Source organism: Sphingobacterium sp. UBA3549 (assembly GCF_002376635.1).
Taxonomy (GTDB): Bacteria; Bacteroidota; Bacteroidia; order Sphingobacteriales; family Sphingobacteriaceae; genus Sphingobacterium.
On sequence record NZ_DFOE01000002.1, the window covers coordinates 196901 to 217980 of the forward strand.

Annotated in this window: 18 protein-coding genes; 4 read left to right on the forward strand and 14 right to left on the reverse strand. The window is 40.9% G+C overall.

Features of this window, described 5'->3' with window-relative positions:
- Positions 1–46: 46 nt before the first annotated feature.
- Entirely contained in the window at positions 47–199 is a 153-nt protein-coding gene (locus tag B2W36_RS01755; RefSeq protein WP_112376008.1) for a lmo0937 family membrane protein, read from the forward strand.
- 87 nt (positions 200–286) lie between these two features.
- Here B2W36_RS01755 and B2W36_RS01760 read toward each other — a convergent pair whose 3' ends face one another.
- Positions 287–793, reverse strand: coding sequence for a pyridoxamine 5'-phosphate oxidase family protein (locus B2W36_RS01760; protein ID WP_293884989.1), 507 nt, complete (start codon positions 791–793; stop codon positions 287–289).
- Positions 794–980: 187 nt separating this feature from the next.
- Between B2W36_RS01760 and B2W36_RS01765 the strand changes: the two genes are divergently transcribed.
- On the forward strand, positions 981–2234 hold the full coding sequence (locus B2W36_RS01765; RefSeq protein WP_293886246.1) for a putative DNA modification/repair radical SAM protein: 1254 nt from the start codon (positions 981–983) through the stop codon (positions 2232–2234).
- Complete coding sequence (locus tag B2W36_RS01770) at positions 2234–2992, forward strand: TIGR03915 family putative DNA repair protein (protein WP_293886247.1); 759 nt, start codon at positions 2234–2236, stop codon at positions 2990–2992. Before B2W36_RS01765 ends, B2W36_RS01770 begins: the two co-directional genes overlap by 1 nt.
- A gap of 33 nt (positions 2993–3025) precedes the next feature.
- Here the strand turns inward: B2W36_RS01770 and B2W36_RS01775 are convergent, their stop codons facing one another.
- Positions 3026–3199 (reverse strand): hypothetical protein, encoded by a 174-nt coding sequence (locus tag B2W36_RS01775; protein WP_209574955.1) that lies wholly within the window; start codon positions 3197–3199, stop codon positions 3026–3028.
- A gap of 579 nt (positions 3200–3778) precedes the next feature.
- On the reverse strand, positions 3779–4795 hold the full coding sequence (locus B2W36_RS01780; protein ID WP_293886248.1) for a zinc-binding alcohol dehydrogenase family protein: 1017 nt from the start codon (positions 4793–4795) through the stop codon (positions 3779–3781).
- Between the two features lie 397 nt (positions 4796–5192).
- Here B2W36_RS01780 and B2W36_RS01785 point away from each other — a divergent pair, with 397 nt between their 5' ends.
- Entirely contained in the window at positions 5193–6056 is an 864-nt protein-coding gene (locus tag B2W36_RS01785) for an AraC family transcriptional regulator (RefSeq protein ID WP_293886249.1), read from the forward strand.
- A gap of 17 nt (positions 6057–6073) precedes the next feature.
- On the opposite strand, the gene B2W36_RS01790 is transcribed toward B2W36_RS01785, so the two are convergent.
- The 11 genes from B2W36_RS01790 to fsa all read right to left on the reverse strand — a co-directional run bounded on the left by B2W36_RS01790 (position 6074) and on the right by fsa (position 21046).
- Complete coding sequence (locus B2W36_RS01790; RefSeq protein ID WP_293886250.1) at positions 6074–7045, reverse strand: glycoside hydrolase family 43 protein; 972 nt, start codon at positions 7043–7045, stop codon at positions 6074–6076.
- A 5-nt stretch (positions 7046–7050) separates the two neighbouring features.
- On the reverse strand, positions 7051–8202 hold the full coding sequence (locus B2W36_RS01795; protein ID WP_293886251.1) for an endo-1,4-beta-xylanase: 1152 nt from the start codon (positions 8200–8202) through the stop codon (positions 7051–7053).
- Positions 8203–8214: 12 nt separating this feature from the next.
- On the reverse strand, positions 8215–9627 hold the full coding sequence (locus tag B2W36_RS01800) for an MFS transporter (protein WP_293886252.1): 1413 nt from the start codon (positions 9625–9627) through the stop codon (positions 8215–8217).
- A 322-nt stretch (positions 9628–9949) separates the two neighbouring features.
- Positions 9950–12049 carry a hypothetical protein gene (locus B2W36_RS01805; RefSeq protein ID WP_293886253.1) on the reverse strand — a complete coding sequence of 700 codons (2100 nt, stop codon included), beginning with the start codon at positions 12047–12049 and terminating at the stop codon, positions 9950–9952.
- Positions 12050–12146: 97 nt separating this feature from the next.
- Positions 12147–13523: a glycoside hydrolase family 43 protein gene (locus B2W36_RS01810; protein ID WP_293886254.1), complete on the reverse strand. Its 1377-nt coding sequence runs from the start codon at positions 13521–13523 to the stop codon at positions 12147–12149.
- Positions 13524–13529: 6 nt separating this feature from the next.
- A complete protein-coding gene (locus tag B2W36_RS01815) occupies positions 13530–15086 on the reverse strand; it encodes a glycoside hydrolase 43 family protein (protein ID WP_293886255.1) in 1557 nt (518 codons plus the stop codon).
- A gap of 28 nt (positions 15087–15114) precedes the next feature.
- Complete coding sequence (locus B2W36_RS01820) at positions 15115–17571, reverse strand: glycoside hydrolase family 95 protein (protein ID WP_293886256.1); 2457 nt, start codon at positions 17569–17571, stop codon at positions 15115–15117.
- A 107-nt stretch (positions 17572–17678) separates the two neighbouring features.
- Complete coding sequence (locus B2W36_RS01825; RefSeq protein ID WP_293886257.1) at positions 17679–18512, reverse strand: alpha/beta hydrolase; 834 nt, start codon at positions 18510–18512, stop codon at positions 17679–17681.
- Positions 18513–18524: 12 nt separating this feature from the next.
- Complete coding sequence (locus B2W36_RS01830; RefSeq protein WP_293884980.1) at positions 18525–19484, reverse strand: transketolase family protein; 960 nt, start codon at positions 19482–19484, stop codon at positions 18525–18527.
- Between the two features lie 28 nt (positions 19485–19512).
- Entirely contained in the window at positions 19513–20370 is an 858-nt protein-coding gene (locus tag B2W36_RS01835; protein ID WP_293886258.1) for a transketolase, read from the reverse strand.
- A 7-nt stretch (positions 20371–20377) separates the two neighbouring features.
- The gene (gene fsa / locus B2W36_RS01840; protein WP_121123024.1) at positions 20378–21046 is read right to left on the reverse strand and encodes a fructose-6-phosphate aldolase; all 669 of its coding nucleotides are present in this window, start codon (positions 21044–21046) and stop codon (positions 20378–20380) included.
- Positions 21047–21080 lie beyond the last annotated feature (34 nt).

Genomic DNA, 21080 nt, shown 5'->3' on the forward strand with positions numbered 1-21080 from the left:
GTTCGATAAATATTGTTATTCAATAAACAGATATATATTTATTACTATGGGAAATTTATTATATACAATTGCAGTTATTTTGGTGCTCATATGGGCCATCAGCTTTTTTGGCGGCTTTGTGGGCGGGGGACTAATCCATATACTATTGGTAATCGCTATCATTGCGGTTCTCCTTCGTGTTATTAAAGGAAATGCATAACTGGTCGGGCCGTTGCTCCTGTCATAAAAAAGGCTCCCCAATTTTCAATACTGAGAAGCCTTTTTTATACATTTAATATGAAGCACACTATATATTAAGATCTCCCTCTTTACCTATATCTTCTGTCTCGCCTGTTACTCTCGACTTAAGCATTTTAAACAAGTTGACAATCATATTAGAGTTTGAATCCCAATAATGAGCATCTTGGGGAATAACTTTTAACAATTTAATATTTGGATCTTCTTTCCCTTTTTCAAACCAGCCTTCCATCATCTTGTTCCAATAACGATCTATCCTTTCTTGATCCCGCGAAAGACTCGCCTCGCCATTTATACTGAGAAAGGTATAATTTCCAGGATCTGCGTAAAACAAAGAAACTCTTGAATCTTGTGAAAGATTTGTAAAGGTTTCACTTTCTGCCGAACAGATATACCAAATGTTACCTTCTTTATCAACTTCTTGTCTACTCATCGGGACACCATGGGGATAGTCCGAATCTTTTGGAAAAGAGCACACTGTACCTACGTCAATCTTATCAACGATTTCTTTTAGCTTTTCTAAAGCGTCTTTATCACTTAAATTATTCTCTGCCATAATACTATTTTTAATAAAGAACAACGTCCCCTCATAAATCGTTTTCTATTTAACCAAATTCAGGCAGTATACTTTATACTTTACATAAAAGGGGACTATACTTTTTAAAATTAAAACACGTAATTCTACGCGCGTTATTTACTAACAATATTAGTATTTTTACCTATGTAAAAATGATGTATTGAATATGTTTGGATTTGATGATAAACTACAGATACTAGCGGATGCTGCTAAATATGACGTAAGCTGCAGCTCAAGCGGAAGTAAGCGAAAAAATAGTGGTGGTATCGGTGATTCATCAGCAAGTGGTATCTGCCATACGTATACCGAAGATGGGCGCTGTGTTTCCCTTCTAAAAATCTTAATGACTAACTTTTGCATTTACGATTGCTCCTTTTGTGTGAGTCGGCGCAGCAATGATGTGCAGCGGGCAGCATTTTCGGTTAAGGAAGTTGTCGAATTGACGATGAATTTCTACCGTCGAAATTATATTGAGGGACTTTTTTTAAGCTCAGGTATTTTTAAATCTGCAGACTATACCATGGAACGCTTAATGTTAGTTGTCAAGAAGCTTCGAACTGAAGAGCGGTTTAATGGTTATATTCATCTTAAGGCTATTCCTGGAGCAAGTGAATCTCTGTTAAAAGAAGCAGGTCTATATGTTGACCGTATGAGTGTAAATCTCGAAATACCTACTGAGGAAGGACTAAAACTTGTCGCTCCCGAAAAAGATCATCAATCTGTTCGCGAACCGTTGACAATAATTAAAAATGAAATCCAAAATCTTCAGCAGGACCGAAAAATCAATAAGAAAACACCTTTATTTGTGCCGGCAGGACAAAGTACACAAATGGTTATTGGGGCAACACCAGAGAGTGATTTCCAAATTATGCTGGCTGCAAATACATTCTATAAAGATTATAATCTCAAAAGGGTTTATTATTCGGGTTACATTCCTATAAATGCAACGGACTCCAACCTTCCTCAAATTGGAACAGCACCACCGCTGGTTCGTGAAAATAGACTTTATCAAACAGATTGGTTACTTCGATTTTATGGCTTTTCGCTTCATGAAATACTTAATAGTAAACATCAGGACCTCGATCTAGAAATAGATCCTAAACTTGCTTGGGCACTTCGCAACCCACAATTCTTCCCTATTGACATTAACACCGCTACCTATAATTGGATCATACGAATTCCGGGGATAGGAAGACAATCCGCTAAAAAAATAATACAGGCACGCAAATATGGAAAATTAAAAGAACAGCAAGTGCAAAAAATTGGAATAGCTTATAATCGAGCGAAATATTTTATGCTTTGTCAGGACACATTGATCACTGCGGGCTTTCACTATCCGGAAAAAATCAGAAAGTCCATTCTGGAACATAATCCCCAGTCGCAAATTAAAGGTCCGAATAGCCAGTTAACTTTATTTTAATGGACTATATTTTTGACGGCAGTTATTTGGGTTATCTGTGTTGCGTATTTGAAGCGTTTGAAAGGAAAGAGTTCGACAGCATTCCTAAAACAGGAAAAGCGGCAGAAATTACTCTTTTTTCGGAAAAACGACTGATTTCAACAGATAATAAGAAAGCTAACCGCATTCTCACAGGGATGGAAAAAATAATTGGAAAGCAAGAAACGATTTTTTTTTACCATAATTTTCTGTCCGATAATCAGATCGAATGGCTCAATGGATTTCGGCTGATTGTCGAATTATTTCGCAAAAAACAATTGGATATTCATAATTATGGTTATCCTCCTATACTACGTTTGCATCAATCGATTAAAAAGATCAATCGGGAACGGCACCGTATGAAAGCATTTATACGATTTGTCAAATCTAATGACCATCTGTATACAGCGGTTGTTGAGCCCGATTTTAATGTCATTCCACTTGTTGTACAATTTTTTAAAAATCGATTTGCAGACCAATGTTGGTTAATTTATGATTTAAGAAGAAATTATGGCTTTCATTATGATGGAAATACTATTGTCGAAGTATCGCCAAATGAAAGTGATGAAATTCGAGATCCATATCAACTAGAAGTGGATCTCGATCCTCAAGAAAAGGCTTATCAGCATCTTTGGAAAACCTACTTTAAGAGTACAACCATTGAATCACGTAAAAATCTGAAACTTCATTTAAGGCATGTTCCGAAACGTTACTGGAAATATCTAGTAGAAAAAATATAGCTTTCTAAGCATGTAAATATCAAATATTCGTCATCATCTTGATCCACCAAATAATTTGCTTACCAACCAAATTACAAGAGCAACAACCACTACAACTAATAGAATACCAGACCATACGCCGGCTTTAAATATACCTTCAATCGCTGCACAACTTGATACGAGCACCAATAAACTCGACATCAGTGCAAATGGAATTATCTTTTTCATAAATACCTGTTTTAATTATTAATCTGAAATAAAGACAATATTGGCCTGAAAATGTTTTACCTCAAACATGTTCAGGTTATTATTACGCCAAACTCGGGTCGAACTTATAATTGCATCGCATTTAATACCCGCATTACACGTATTTTTTTGTTAAAAAGTGAAAACTCTACGCGATTTAACGCTTAAAAATACGGGTAGCTCGTAATTAGCGGATTTTAGGTATAGCATTTGATTCTACTTAACCAAATACAAATTAGTTAAGAAACAATAATTGAATAAAGATATGGACACTATCAACCAAAAAGCACAAAAAATGGGATTAGAAAAAGGCTATTATCTACTATTGATGGCTATTTTAGATTTACCTGCTGAAGAAGAGAAAAAATCCAGAAAGAAAAAATAAGTTTGAATCTCCGCCACATCAGTTATGGACGGATAAGAGATTTAAGTCAAAGCCTTTTCCAGCTATATGAAAAAGGCTTTTCGTATTTTTTTAAAAACAAATTATTGCTCCATTATTGGGCATAAAGATGATGCATCGCACTATTGTTCGGTCCTTGACAATAGACATATAGAATTTTAAAATTCGATTAAAAGCCTAAAAACGCGCCCAGGATCGCTTAGCCATGATTCTAAAGCTAACTGTGCATCTTCTACACGATATACTCCTGTTATAAGCCGTTCGATTGGGCACTTTTTCATTTTCAAATAATGCATTACCGCTGCAAAATCTTTCGCTGTGGCATTGCGTGAACCTCTGATATCCAACTCTTTTTTGACAAAAAACTGTGTATCAAAAGGGATAGCTTCTTTTGCATAACCTATATACATAACCCGGCCTGTATACGCAGCGGCATCAATCGCCGCTAAATAGGTTTCCTTGCGTCCTACGGCTTCAATAACAACGTCAGCTCCCATAGAGTGCGTCAATATATCCAAGCTAGCCGCCAAGTCTTCCTCAGCGCTATTGATGGTAAATGTCGCTCCGAGACTTTTTGCCAACTCAAGTTTTTCTTTGCTCACGTCAACTGCTATAACGGTGGCACCCCGTAAAGCAGACCGAACAATCGCTCCAACTCCGATCATACCACATCCCAACACCAATACGATATCGCTGTCGGTGACATCGGCCCGATCAACGGCGTGGAAACCTACACTCATAGGCTCCACCAAGGCCAATTCTTTGGACGATAGTTGTCCACCCACAATGACCTTTTGTATTGGTACGACAAGGTATTCTGTCATGGCACCGTCGCGCTGTACCCCCATCGTTTCATTGTAGCGGCAAGCATTAGGTCGATTATTTTTACATGCAGTACAAATACCGCAGTTCGAATACGGATTTACGGTAACTCTGTTACCAATCTTAATATCAGGTCCAACATCAGTCCCCAATCCAACTACTGTTGCCCCAATTTCATGTCCAGGTATAACCGGTAGCTGAACTAATGGATTCAAGCCCCGAAATGTATTCAAATCAGAGCCGCAGAAACCAACATAATCTATTTTTAAAAGGACATGTCCATCCTTAACGGTAGGCTGAGGAATATCCGTGATTTCCACACGTCCCTCTTTTACTATTTTTATAGCTTTCATTTATAAATGGCATCAAGATTTAAATAGCACTTGCGATTGTTATTTATCACAACAAAGCTCAAGCTCAAACTTAAGAGATTTACTGGCTTGAGATCTTTGATACTATGGTATAGCCAAAAATAATTATATAGAACGGATAAAGAAACTCCATTAACGATAAAAAATAACACGATATCGATGCAAGCGCAATGATCCACTACCATACTGCTAGCAACGAAAATAAAAAATTAGCAAACTAAATACCAAACACTTACATACTGTTTAAGAGAGAAAAATATGTAAAAAAACGCTATATACAGATAAATCAACTATAACATTATCGATATTTACACTTTAAAAACGCTATTCTTTTTAAGAAAACGACTAATATTGTATCTAACTATTTCTTCTTCGCGTAATGATAAATAACGAAAATAATAAACTTGATTTTACACTATTGAACATTGGCTATGCGGAACATCAGGCGAATTGGAATTTCAAAGATATTCAGAGCCCTTTTGCGCGGATACACTATGTGTGTGAAGGAGAAGCATCAATAATTTTAACGGGCGAAACCATCAAACTTCGGCCCGGCCATCTCTATCTCACACCTGCGTATATCCAACATAGCTACGCTTGTTCCACTAAACTATCACTCTACTATATCCATATCTATGAAAATCCAGAGTTAAGATCGAGTATTTTCGACCGCTACTCTTTCCCGAAGGAAATCAAATCAGATCAGCTGATAGCAACAGTCATTCAGCATCTCTACGATTTAAATCCCGGTCGTGAGTTAAAAATGTATGACCCGAAAGGTTATGATAATTCAACAGAATTAATGAAAAACATGGCGCTGCAAACGGCGTCACCTATCGCCAGAGCAGCCGAAAACCAAGCTATCATCCATTTACTAATGAGCCGATTTCTAGCCGAAGCAACGAACAAAATACCACAGGTGGAAAAACGACTCTTGCGTGTACTTGATTACATAGACGAAAATATCCATCATCCGATCGCTATAGAACAACTTGCCAATCTGATTTTTATATCCAAAGATCACCTTATCCGACTGTTCAAAAAACACATGAATGCCACACCTGTACATTACATCAATCAAAAGAAAATAGAAAAAGCACAATTGATGATGTTAATCGATGAAGATAATATCCAACAATTGTGCTTTAAATTAGGTTTTGAAAATATCTCTTACTTTAATCGACTATTTAAAAAATTCACAGGTGAAACACCAATGAGTTACAAACGCCGAATAAGTAGATAAATCGTGCTTCACATCATCTATGACGACAATCCATCGATTGGTATAATGTGACCTTTCTCATCATATGTTAACTCAATAACTTTCATGCTTCTCAACCAGGTCTTTCCTCCTGAGGGCACTGAATCATGATAAAATAGATACCATTTACCTTTGAATTCCAAGATACTATGATGAGTGGTCCAACCGACAACCGGTGATAGAATTACACCCTGATAGGTAAATGGACCATATGGATTGTCTCCAGTGGCATAACAGATTAAATGACTATCTCCTGTAGAATAGGAAAAATAGTATCTCCCTTGATATTTGTGCATCCACGAAGCTTCAAAAAATCGCTTTTCCGTGTCCCCATGTTTCAATGGCGTGCCATTTTTATCCAAAATGACAAGATCCTTTGGCTCTTCCGAAAATTCCAGCATATCAGCAGACAGCTTGACAACTTTTGGAGACAAAGCATCTTCGTGATCTTGAGGCAATTCATTGGGAGATATAATCTTATTATTTCGATAAAATTGGAGCTGCCCCCCCCAGATACCGCCAAAATACAGATAATAGTCTCCACTAGTATCTTTAAATGCACAAGGGTCAATACTATAACTACCCTTAATTGGATGCTCCTGCGGAATAAATGGCCCATAGGGCTGACTTGCAACAGCAACACCTAGTCTGAAAACATCATTTTTATCCTTCATGGAAAAATACATATAGTACGTTCCGTTTTTCTCAGTCACATCTGAATCCCAAAGCTGACGACCAGCCCAAGGAATGTCTTTTACATCTAACACCTTACCATGATCAACCACATCCCCCTCAATATCCTCAAGAGAAAATACGTGGTAATCCTGCATATCAAAATGGTCTCCATTGTCATTTTCCGGTATTCCACTTTCTCGATCATGAGAGGGATAAATGTAAATTTTATCTTCAAAAACATGTGCTGATGGATCAGCCATATAATCTTTGGGATATAAATACTTGCTCTTATTCATGCTTACTATTTCTTTTTTTTTTGTGTTAATGAAGTGATATCTTTTAAAAAGGGCTTAGGCTGATAATTCCGGTCAAATAATAATGGATAGTCTGTACGTCCCGGAATAGGCCAACCGTTCTTCCATGAGTCTCCGTCACCAACACCCCACAACGTCACACGTGATATTTTATCCTTATGTTTGAGGTATAACTTAAAAAACGCTACGTATCGACTCCCCAACTCATCCATTTTCGCTGCAGGCAACCCTTTTTCGTATGGATTCATCTCCTTGGTATAAGCATATTGCTCTCCAATTTCGGCGCCCATATTAGGTCGAGCATGCGGCAAAACCGAAATATCCATTTCAGTAACCATTACTTTCGCATCAAGTCCCGCAAATCCAAGTATAGTTTTTTCGACCTCATCAATAGGTGGATTATCCAGTGCATTGTGCTCTTGCATACCAATTCCGCTGACGCGACCACCCGCTGCTTTTACTTGACGAATCATTTTAATAATGCCTTTTCTTTTTTCTGGAACGGCGGTTGAATAATCGTTATAATATAACTCCGCATTTGGATCTGCCTCATGTGCAAATTTAAATGCCAATTCAATAAACTGAGGACCAATAATATCGTAAAATTTACTTTTGCGCCATTCTCCATTATCCAATATGGCCTCATTCACCACATCCCATCCGTGCACCCGTCCTTTATAGCGGGATACTACAGTATGAATATGCTTCCGCATGCGTGCTATAAGTACGTCTCGAGACACCTCTTTTCCATTTTTATCTACAAAAAACCAATCTGGTGTCTGGGAATGCCAGATGAGCGTATGCCCAATAATCTGCATTTTATTCTTTTCGCCAAACAATACGAAACGATCCGCATCTTTAAAATCGAACACGCCTTCCTGTGGCTGCAGGAACATACTTTTCATACAATTTTCCGCTACAATGGAATTGAAATGCTTTTTGACGACCGCTACTGCGGCGGCATCCCGCTCCCAGATTTGATCAAGGTTTAAAGCCGTTCCTATAAAAAACTTACCTTCAAATGCATCCTTTAAAGTCAACGTATCAGTTGCCACCTTCAGTTTTTGCGAGGTAGCTGAAGCAGGTAGATTTGATAGCAAGGCTGCTACGGCCACAACAATAGTTTTTAACATCTTCATGATTATTTTTAATTAATAAGTATGTCTAGACTCTATGTCCTGATTGATTGCATCAATAGTCTTATCGTCCAGTTCGTATTTGGAAATAACATACATAGCCACTACCAAGAGTATTGCCGGAATAATGGCTACCAACCATAGAATTCCCATTTCAGCACGTGCTGACTGGGCTGTTGCATTATCTTTGTCAAAGTTAACATATGCCAACACCAGTCCCGGCACCACACCTCCAAGGGCCATCCCGGCTTTGTAAAAAATACCGGTAAGCGCATTGACAATACCTGAAATACGCTTCCCAGTTTTATATTCGCCATAGGAAATGACTTCAGGAACGAGCGCCCACATATATCCCGTTGCGACAATTACTCCGGTTGACTTGATAAACTGAGCAGTCAATACCAAAACAATATTCCCCTTGAGGTTTTCATTGGATGAAATGACATATAGCATCAGCATTCCGAGGATTGCAATAGTCAAGAAAACATAGAACATCTGCTTTTTACCAATTGCGCGTTTGATGGCTGGCACTAAAGGCATAAAAATAAAAGCAGGCAAAGATCCTAATGCCATAAAATATGGTAGCATATCCGGAGCATGTACATTATAAATCATGTAGTATGATCCTGCCGAGTTACCGATTGCCATCATAGCAAATGCAGTAATGAAAAAAAATGCCAAAATACGCAAAGGGCGATTATGCTTAAATTCTCGCCACAGGTCGGAAACGTGAACATTATCCGTATCCTTCTCATCCATAATGACACGTTCTTTTGTTTGTGAAAAGCAAAAGATTAAAAGCACTAATCCAACTAAAGCATAGATCAGCATCGTTGCAAACCAGGCTTCGGCAGAATCTTTCGAGTTTATCTTTCCATCTGGAGAGAAATACTTTACGACAAGCGGTACACCATATCCAACGGCCAGTCCCCCCACGTTCGCCATAAACATACGTGTAGATGTCAGTTTTGTAATCTCATCCGTATCTCTGGTCAAGGAGGCATTTAAAGCACCATACGGAACATTCACCAACGTGTACAACATCGATAAACCAACATAGGTGATATAAGCATAGGTTAAAGATCCCGAAAAGCCATTCCAAAAACACAAAATTGCAAATCCTGTCAGCGGAATTCCTCCCAGCACCAAATAAGACCTATACTTTCCCATGCGGGGATTTCTTTTATCAACAAATGCGCCTACGATGGGGTCCCATAGTACATCGACAATTCGAACAATGAGAAACATGACCCCTGCAGAAGCTGCAGAGATCCCATAAACATTGGTATAAAAAATCAGTAGATACATCGAAACAGTCTGGTAAATGAGATTCTGTGCGAGGTCGCCAGCACCAAACCCTACGCGCTGCTTCGTTGAAAGCTTGTAAAAACCTCTGAAAGGCTTCACTTCTGTCATATTTTGGTCCATATAATTGGTTATTCGATTAGTTATATTACAATGGTAAAACTACAAGTAGCTTTTTTCCATTACCCATTACAAATGTTTTATATTCCAATAAAAATGTTTAAAAAACCAACTTAACAAAGAATAAATCGATAAAAATCTTCATCGTAAGCACTGAGCCCTTCCTGTAAAAAAGAACTTCTTTAAAAATAAATCTAACTGTCGCTATGCGGATAGCAGAAATGATATTATCAAAGATATTACGTAGCCTGAAAAATATAGGCTGCCCAAACTTTTTTTGGACAGCCCATTTCTACCTGCTATTAAACTGCTTAGTTTTTACCGTTTAATTCGTAGTATATTTTACCACATAGCTTTTTGTTTGCCCCCTATAAAGGCAATCAACTTGAGCGTAATCCGTCGGCGAAGTGGCTTGATTCACTTTAATCTTAACTTCAGGATTATCGGCGGTCGCTTTTACCAAAGGAATGTTTTTACTTTTTGCTTCCATCGGAAAGGAAACTTCATAAACATGATAACCAATAATACCGTTCTGATCCGTAGATCGTACAGGAATGGATGGCAAAGCTAGTTTGGTCCCATTTACTGTAATGGTGACCGAAGGTGGTATTGGACGTTCAATTTTTTTATCTTTTGAACTAAATCCTAGGCCTATAAAATCGAAAAGCGGCTTTCCTTCCTCACCCTCAGCAACTAAAAATAACGCGTGTTTACCGTCCAATTGATCTACAAATTTGGAGACGTCGACCGTGAATTGCTTGACTTCAGCAGCAGAATTCGCCGGAACAGAAATTTGGGCAATTCGTTTACCTTTCCAGGTTTCGTTATCCCAAGGGCCATCTAACCATACGTTGACCTTAAATGCAGCTTTTGTTTTTGGTGTAATAAACACATTGAAAGCAGTTTGATTTCCAATTTTGGTTCCCTCAAAAGCTTTCAATCCAAACTTATCCTGATCTAAACCTCCAAATCCGAAATATTTAAAACCTGCAATATTTCCGTTTTTCATATTTGTCACCGGCATATGATTATCCCATACATCCCATGAATCCTGTTGCAAACTGATATCAGACAGGTAGCAAGCATATCCAGCCGAATAATACTGATAGGGATTTAATCCATAAAAATGAAATCCTTCCGATGTCACCTCTGCACCTTTATACTCTTTGCCCTGTTTATCTTTAATAGTCAAATTCTCTTGAAAAGGGTCAAACGCTCTTAGGGACACCATTCCGCCATCTTTAACACTTTTCTCATCCCAAGATACTTTGATAGGTTCAACCACCGCCTGACGTGCAAAGCCAAATCCACGCGGTGGTCTATGGTAAAATACATACCATTGTCCATTGATCAGTTCGATACTACCATGTGTGTTATGACCTGCATTGCTCGTTTCAATAGCAGATCCGTCCTTGTTTAAGACTGGAGCACGTGAATCGACTAAAACGCCGCCGCTCTTCCATGGTCCTAGTGGTGAGTCTGCTACCGCATAGCGCAAAGTGGAATTTGAACTTCCTACGCCATATTCCGGGCCGGAGTAACCACTATATACCGAAACATACTTGTTTCCCACTTTACGAATGGATGATGCTTCAAAAAAATTAAAGGTTCCCAAATCCTCACCTTCGAAAATATTAGGATAGGAAGTTCCTTTTGGGTCGCGTAATTCGCCATATCGCGCACTTGCCGGCAATAAATAATTGATCACCTCCGTACCAGGCCTCAACGAATACATTGTTTTCTGATCCAGTTGTGCAGCCATAGAACGTTGGAATCCCCAAAAACCATATGCCCGGAATCCAATGTCAAAATCAGGATCTTGAGGGTCCGTAACGTATTCGATATAAATTGCAGGATCAAATCCTAAGATACTTCCAGGTAAAGTACGCTTGCCATCTTCAGTCAGATTGACAGGTTTAAAGGGACCATTAGGCCTGTCACCTTTAACAACCATCGCTTCACGGCCCTCACCCCTGCTATGGGGAAACAAGTAATAATCCTTTTTTCCATCTTTTCGCTTAACCTCTACAAGATCTGGCGCGTACATCACATCCCATTTACCATCGATCGCGTATGTAAAAATAGCTCCCTCGTCCCGCCAGCTGCTCAAATTCTCAATGGGAGCTGACCACATTCTAATGTCAGGCCCACAATAACTGCTAAAACGTAAGTCGTGGGAACCAATGATGTAAGCACGATATTTCCCAGGCTGGTCAGGATCTTCGAAAACACGGGGTTCGCCATCCGGAAGATGCTCCCATAGCGGTAGGTAAGGATTTCCTATAGACTGGTGCACAAACCCCTTACTAGGATCGTTGAGGTGGTTTTGCTGCTGCCCAAGGGCTGTTGCTGCTGATAAAATTCCTGTAACGGATAATAAAAATACCATTGTCCGTTTTTTTAAGACAATATTTAGTCCCTTCATAAATTGAGTAAATTAATTTTTCTTAAATTGCTGAGTTATCTTGTATGCTGTTGCATTTTTTCTATTGGCTCAAATTACTTTGCGTCAAGTTACTATCTTACCTCCCAAATTTCCAGCAATCGAAAAACAGGATATTTGATGGTGCCTTACCTTTAAAAACAAAATATAGATCGTGTAGTCCCGATACTTTATCCGACAGTGCAGTCTCAACTGTAGTCCATCTGTCATCTCCCCCCGTCATCGGCACCTGTATCGTAGCTAACAACGCTCCATCAAGCGCTCCCGAGCGTACTTCCATACGGATACCTCCATTATGAGTAGTTCCTACCCGTGCAAAAAAATTACGCGCTCCATCCGCGCCAAAGTCAACATTCTTCACACAGGTGAAAGCTCCATCTTTTTTTGCCTTTATAAAAACACCCACCTTTTTATTTTGGTAGGATTTAACGTGTTCGGACCAAGCGATCGTTTCAGCCTGATGAAGTTCATAGGGATTCACTTTGCCGGTCGCATGAGTAATTCCAGTCGTCATTTTCATTGGATCGATACTGCCGTCTGGATTAAAATTCAGTTCCTGAACAGCGACAGATCGCGTAAAGCCCCCCCCTCCAGGTAAGGCCCCATTATGGTAAAAGAAATAGGTTTTTCCTTTAAAATCGACAATGCCAGGATGATTTGTGAATGCTTTTCCTTGCGCAGGCATGATTATACCCCCGTACTTCCAAGGTCCCTCGGCTTTATCGCTTGTGGAATAACCAATAAATTCAGGCAAAGGACCTCCCGGCCAAAAAAGATAATACAAACTATTTCTTTTATACAACCAAGGCCCTTCCTCATAGGTCGTAGGTCGCTTCGGGTCGCCCTCCCTCTTTCCGAACGATGCTGCAGTCATCGGAACCTCAACAATATCACCTTTATAGGAGATCATATCTTCATTTAGCTTAACATATTTCAGCTGGGGGTTACCCCAATACATATGAGCTTGGCCGTCATCATCAATAAACACAGTAGGATCGATATCTCCCCATTCAGTTTGCAATAATGGTTTTCCCAGAGGATCATAAAATGGTCCCAATGGGCTATCTCCGACAGCGACGCCGATCGCACCTCGATTGTTCACTTTGGAAATAACAGGTACATAAAGATAAAATTTACCATTTTTTTCAACACATTGCGCCGCCCAAGCATCCCCTTTTGCCCATTCAAAATCTGTATAAGAAAGAATTGCACCGTGATCGGTCCAATTCACCATATCATCGGTTGAATACACACGCCAATTGTTCATGTTAAACCAGGTGGATTCTTCCTCATCCTGTGTAGTATACAGATAGAGTCGGTTGTTATACACCAAAGGGGCTGGATCCGCAGTATAAGCAGTCTGCACAATGGGGTTTTGTGCCCTTAATTTACCCACCATGACGAAGAATAGGAGCAAAAATCCGAATTGGGATTGTATAAAAAAACGTTTCATCATATCATCTTAATTTGTCAAATGGAAATAATCAAAATCTACATAACCACCAGCGGATTTAGCTGCATAGTTGAATAGTCCGAACCGATAGCCCATAAAATGAGGAATGGTATAACTCATTTTTAACTCATTACCTATCCTGTTCCAATTGCGCCCATCGGTACTATAAAAAAATTGAGCGAGATCTCTTTTGTTTGTAAAGTCACAGCTTGCTTTAAGATAGATGCGCTGCTGTTTAAGGCCAACCTTGGCCACCTCTTGCGGTACGCCTGTCGTCGCATTGATCATCACCAATGATTTTGTATTTCCTTCCATACGGACACCAACTAACCCATAATTTTTTTGCAATAGCGATAGGCCCGCAAAATCACCATCTTTCATGTTAGCAACCTCTATAGCAATAGCGGCACTGCAAGTCGGCCCGATGGTACGCTGGGTGAGGGTGTTTTTGGCCGAGAGAAAATCGTCGGTGCGATCGCCAGTATGCATTCTCAAAAAGCCCGTTCGCGCTGTTACAGACCATAGATTATTGTCTGGATTATGGTTCCACTGCCACACCAGTGGAAGAGCCGCATCTCCATGTTTCCGGTCAAAATCATCGGAGTTAACGATTCCGGGAATTAAACTTTTATTTGCAGGAAGATTTAAGGTAGTCGGCACTTTTCCGCCGATACCGAGCACGGGCCATCCATCTTCCCATATGACAGGGACCAAAAATGGAATACGTCCTACAGCACCATAATCCTGAAAAAGATACGCATACCATTTTCCTTCGGGCATATCAATCAGCCCCCCCTGGGCCACACCTTGATCCTGCAAAACCACTTTCCCTTCATACGGACCTTCCAGTTGACTTGCCCGATGGACAATCACCGTGCGCATTCCTCCAGCTGGCCATGAAATATTAAAAAGGTAATAAAAGCCATTGATCTTAAACATTTGGGACCCCTCAGCCGGTAAACCCACTTTACCTTCTTTAGGTTTAGCAGGTAAAGAAGCATCATCTAATAACACGCGTTCTGTCCCAGCTTTAATACCTGAAAAGTCGGGCGACAATTCGGCAATATGGATCTGTCCGCTACCCCAGATCATATAAATTTTTCCTTGGTCAAAGAATAAACTATGATCGTGCATCATCGGCCTAAACTCGGTAGAAACCCAAGTTCCCCCCTCAATATCTGCCGTGCGATAGACATGTGTTTTACCTGTATTGGAAGAAAATGTACTTACATAGTACTGTCCATCATGAAAGCGTAAACTGCTTGCCCAGGAACCGTGCCCATAGGCATTCTTCTGATTCGACAAATTGAGCTCATCCTGATCTCCAAGACGATCATACACATAATTAACCAAGGTCCAATTGACTAGATCTTTGGATTTCATTATCGGAACCCCGGGGTTCATGTGCATGGTGGTGCTACTCATGTAATAGGTATCACCAACGCGTATCATGGACATATCGGGTACATCGGCAAAGATGATTGGATTACGGGCTTGCTGCGCTAATGAATCCAAAAACAGGATCATAAAGCAGAAGACAAAAGCACTAATTTTCATTCTTAACATAGTAAAATGATTAAATGGTCACATTAATTCAGTCAGCCGTTAAAGTGTAGTATTTTCCTGGCATGGTCAGCACATCGTATTCGTAATAGTGAGGTAATTTAATTCCTTTCAGATGTGATTCAGCTGACTGGATAGGTTTTGGTGTTCGCATTGGAGCGAGCAGCGCATTGCGCTGATGACCTTTTGCGATCTGAATTCCAGGCCCTTCCAACGCCGAAGCTGCACGAAGCCGCAAATTGCCCCCTACGGTAGAAAATACCCTCACTTCCTTTATCTTTCCTTCTTTCCACTGCATTTCAATTTCAAATCCGCCACGCGCCTTTATGCCTTTTACCCATCCCTCGCCCCACCGATCGGGAATTGCTGGCAGGAGATGCACAGCACCATCGTGACTTTGGACCAGCATTTCTGCCACACCTGCTGTTAGCCCAAAATTACCATCTATCTGAAATGGAGGATGTGCTGTAAAAAGATTAGGATAGGTACGTCCCTCTGGATGCTTTTCATCAGAAAGGGTTAGCATATTTTTTATAATTTCGTACGCATGGTTTCCATCCAAAAGGCGGGTCCATAAGTTTATTTTCCAGCCGATCGACCATCCTGTTGCGAAATCCCCGCGATAAATCAATGAATTACGGGCTGCTTCAAACAATTCAGGTGTGCCAAAAGGTGAAATTTGGCTCCCTGGAAATAATCCATATAGGTGTGAAATATGCCGATGTTGATTTTGCGGATCGTCCACATCTTCCATCCATTCTTGTAGCTGGTTATATCGACCGATATGCATCGGTGGAATACGGCAAGCCGTAGTTAGCAATGTATCCCTGTAACTAGAATCGATACCCAAAACTTCTGCAGCCAAAGCGGTACGCATGAGCATGTCATAACACAGCTGGTTATCCATCGTCACTCCGGCAGCGAGTGGACCTTGTTCGGGCGAAATTGAAGGACTCAAAACAAGCCACTGCTGATCTGGATATCCACGATGCACTATAAGTGTAGACAAAAGAAAATCACAAGCGCCTTTCATAGCGGGGTAATATTGCTTTAAAAAAAAACGATCTCCCGTAAAAAGGTAATGCTCCCATACATGTTGCGACAACCACAGCCCCCCACTGGGCCACATTCCAGCTGCCGCAAAATCAATAGGACTCGTCACACGCCAAATATCTGTATTATGATGAGCTACCCAACCGGATGCATTATACAATGTTTTTGCCGTCTCTTTTCCACTTTCACTGAGTTCTTTAATCATGGAAAATAATGGCTGAAGGGTTCCTGACAGGTTAGTTACATTCGCAGGCCAATAGTTCATTTCCGTATTGATATTGATCGTATATTTACTGTCCCAAGCGGGCTGCATGGAGGGGTTCCAGATGCCTTGTAAGTTAGCAGGTTGACCACCTGGCTGCGAAGAACAGATAAGTAAATATCGGCCGAATTGAGCCAATAGGGTAACTAGCGCTGGATCCTGCGTATGGGCAAAATTAGCAATTCGTGTTGAAATAGGCTGTTGCTGTTCGTCGTTGACGCTGCCCAAATGCAGTTGAAAAAGGTTAAACTGCTTATTGTAAGCGGTTTTATGCTGCTGAAAAGCTAACTGATAATCCTTTCTCATCGCTTTTTGCAACCTTTCCGTAGCCCCCTTGGAGGGATCCGATCCCAACTGTTTATAATTTTTGAAATTACTCGCCATTGAAATATAAAGACGAATGGAAGTGGCATCTTTTATAGTAATCGATTCGTCATCCACAACTAGCTCTCCATCCGTAAGGTTTACTCCGGTATGGATCTGATAAACAACCTCCCCTTTAACACCTTCATGATCAGTACCTCGTCCTTCCAAAACAAGTCGATCACCGCTCTTAAAAATAGTATGCTTCGACTCATTCTCATACGCCAAGGTGCAGTTAAGTTTCCCTTTCATGCTCGATCGGATCTGCATTACGATCACATCATCAGCAAAGGAAGTGAAAACCTCCCTCGTATATTTTACTCCATCTACTGTATAATGAGAACGCGCTACAGCGTGCTCGATATCCAATTCACGATAATAGTCCTGATAGTTATCATGCCCCGGAAATCGCAACAGAATATTGCCGGCAGTTTGATAAGGCATACCATGGGTCTTTGTAAAGAAAGTTTCATTTGCAAGCTTTTCAGCTTCAGCTGATTTCCCATCAAATATATAATCCTGAATAGTTTTTAATGCCCCACTGCCTTTCGGGTTATCGTTCCGATAAGGGCCACCCGCCCAAATAGTTTCCTCATTGAGCTGCAGGCGTTCACACGATGGAATTCCATAAAACATAGTACCCAACCGACCATTTCCTAGCGGTAAGGCTTGCTCCCATATCTTTTCGTCTGCCGGCCGATCATACCATAGGGTTAAAGCCGACTGCTTTTGCGCAAACAAAAGTGTTGTATGCAATGTTACGATTCCAATGAATGTGATGATATGCTTCCAAATAAGGTTTTCAATCATTTCTCTTAATCCTAATTTTTACCGTTTCGGACTTAAACCTCAGTCTTATCCACGTTAAACCCAGACAGGCAAAATGCGTACTAGTTTATTCCTACTTAAAAGGGGATTTATTTTTTATTTTTAAATAGCAATTGCGAAACATTATAAAGGTCATTTTTCCACACATTGAAATCATGTCCTCCAGGCTCCAGATAATAAATATGAGGCACCCCATTTTGCGAAAGGTATTCGTGCGTACGTTTACTAATATGAAGCAAGCCATCCTGATCACCACAGGATATCCACAGTAGTTTTAGTTTGTCTTTAGCTTCTTGTGGATTAGGGAGTAAATCTTGTGGCATCTTCGTATTGGGTGCAGAAGAAAAGCCTCCTACCCAAGCGAACGTGTCCATATGAGCCAGTCCAAAATTCAGCGACTGACCGCCCCCCATCGATAATCCAAAAATCGCACGGTGTTCGCGATCTTTGATAACGGGAAACTGATTTTCAACATAGGGAATAAGGTCATTGAGAAGATCTTGTTCAAAAGTCGAAAACGCTGCAACCCGATCAGGTGCCATCACATTACCACCAGCTCGATCATCCTGCATAGCGCGGCCATTCGGCATAATCACCAGCATGGGTTCCATTTTTCCCTCGGCATATAGATTATCGAAAATAACCTGCGGGGTTCCATGTCTGAACCATTCCCTTTCATCCCCACCTATTCCATGCAGCAAGTACATTACAGGATATTTTTTTGCAGCATTATATCCAGGCGGCGTATAGATTAAGGCTTTTCTCATTACCCCAACAGTTTTTGAAGGATAAACTATGGAATCTATTTTTCCAGTTGAGCCCAATGCTCGCTCAAGATCAAATCCTTGTGGAGCAGCCTGCTGAGCTTGAGCGATTAAACTGACGGAGAAAACACACAATAGTGTGCAAATTATCTTTTTCATATTATAATTGATTTACATCTCTTTCCTTTTAAGTACCCGCAGCGCAGCTGCTACGATTGCGTCTGCATTCAGGCCATATTTATCCATCAATGCACTCGGTGGCCCCGATTCACCGAAGCTATCATTCACAGCCACATATTCCTGCGGCCTCGGCATTTTCTTTGTCAGCAATTGTGCGACACTATCGCCAAGTCCACCGATACGGTTATGTTCTTCAGCGGTAACGACACAGCCGGTTTTAGCAATAGAATTCAGTATGGCATGTTCATCCAAAGGTTTGATGGTATGGATATTAATGATCTCGGCGTCAATACCCAAAGTTTCCAACTCTTCGCCCGCACGGATGGCTTCCCACACAAGATGCCCTGTCGCCAATATAGTCACTGCGGTGCCTGGATTCAGCATCACGGCTTCACCAATCACAAATTCCTGATCTTCGGGCGTAAAAACCGGCACCACGGGACGACCAAATCGCAGGTAAACTGGCCCCTTATGTTTAGCAGCAGCTAGTGTCGCGGCCTTCGTCTGGTTATAATCGCAAGGATTGATAACAGTCATTCCAGGAAGCATTTTCATCAATCCGATATCTTCCAATATCTGATGGGTCGCCCCATCTTCACCCAACGTCAGACCAGCATGTGAAGCTGCTATTTTTACATTTTTATCCGAATAAGCAATTGATTGCCGAATTTGGTCGTATACTCGCCCTGTTGAAAAATTAGCAAACGTTCCTGTGAAAGGTATTTTTCCACCGATGGTAAGTCCAGCCGCGATTCCCATCATATTTGCCTCTGCAATCCCTATCTGAAAAAAGCGTTCAGGAAAGGCTTTGATAAAATCGTTCATTTTTAGCGAACCGATCAGGTCGGCACATAGTGCGACCACATTTTCGTCCTGCTTTCCTGCTTCAAGCAAACCGGCTCCAAATCCCGAACGCGTGTCTTTCGACTCTGTATATGTATATTTTTTCATGTTAATCTATTTCAAAATCCTTTGCGTATTAAGCGATATAATCCCCCAATGTTTCTGCATTCTGATTTAAGGCCAAGCTTAGTTGCTCATCGTTGGGAGCAATGCCATGCCATTTATGTGAACCCATCATAAAGTCGACGCCATTCCCCATTTCCGTATGTAACAACACCATTACTGGCATGCCTACGCCAATTGAAGCTTGAGCTTTTCGAAGTCCCGAAATCACCGATTCAATATCATTTCCTCGCATAATTTCAATAACGGTCCAGCCAAATGCCATCCATTTTCGCGGTAGATCGCCCAGCGAAAGCACATCATTGGTAGCGCCATCAATCTGAGCGCCATTGTAATCTACAATGGCAATCAAATTGTCCATTTTGTTATGCGCGGCATACATAGCCGCTTCCCATACTTGGCCTTCCTGTAATTCGCCATCCCCCATCAATGCATAAACTAAATGATTGTCATGGTTTAGCTTTTTAGCCTGTGCAGCACCAATAGCGACAGAAAGCCCCTGTCCTAAAGACCCTGAAGCAACACGAATACCAGGAAGTCCTTCATGCGTCGTGGGGTGTCCCTGAAGGCGTGAATTGAGTTTTCTGAAGGTGGAAAGTTCATCTACCGGAAAATAATCTGCCCGTGCAAGAACACTGTAAAAAACGGGAGATATATGTCCATTGGAAAGGAAAAATAGATCCTCTCCTATGCCGTCCAAGTCAAAATGGTCGTTTCGCTGCATCAACTCAAAGTATAGGCACACCAACAATTCGGTACAACCCAACGATCCCCCAGGATGTCCTGACTGGCATCCATGCACCATTCGGATTATATCTCTCCGTACCTGCTTAACAATAGCTTCTAAATTATGTATACTATGTTTTGTCATGACCATCTCAATTGTTACTTTGCGCAGCAACGCGTTTATGATCAGCTAAAAATTGCGCTAGTCCACTATCCGTTAACGGGTGTTTTAATAGTGAAAAGATCGCCTGCAAGGGCCCTGTCATCACATCTGCGCCTATTTTGGCACAACCCAGAATATGCGCACTGTGGCGTACCGAAGCCGCAAGAATCTGGGTTGGGAAAGCGTAATTATCAAATATCGTCCGTATTTCGCGGATCAGTGCCAGCCCATCGACAGATATATCATCCAGCCTGCCCACAAAAGGTGATACATAGGTTGCTCCGGCTTTAGCGGCTAAGAGCGCCTGACCAGCTGAAAATACCAAGGTACAGTTGGTCTTAATTCCCTTAGTACTAAAATATTTGATAGCTTTAATACCGTCTTCGGTCATCGGGACCTTAACCACAATCTTATTGTCTAAAGCCGCCAAGAGCATACCCTCTTCAATCATTGAACTGTAATCAGTTGAGATCACTTCAGCACTTACATCACCGTCTACAATATCACAGATAGCTTTGTAATGTGCGTGAACATGAACCGTTCCTGCAATTCCCTCTTTTGCCATCAGCGAAGGGTTGGTCGTTACACCATCTAGGACACCTAAATTCTGAGCCAAGCGAATCTCACTGAGACTTGCTGTATCGATAAAAAATTTCATTTTTTTTAGTTGATTAGTTTTGTATTCGCTAGCT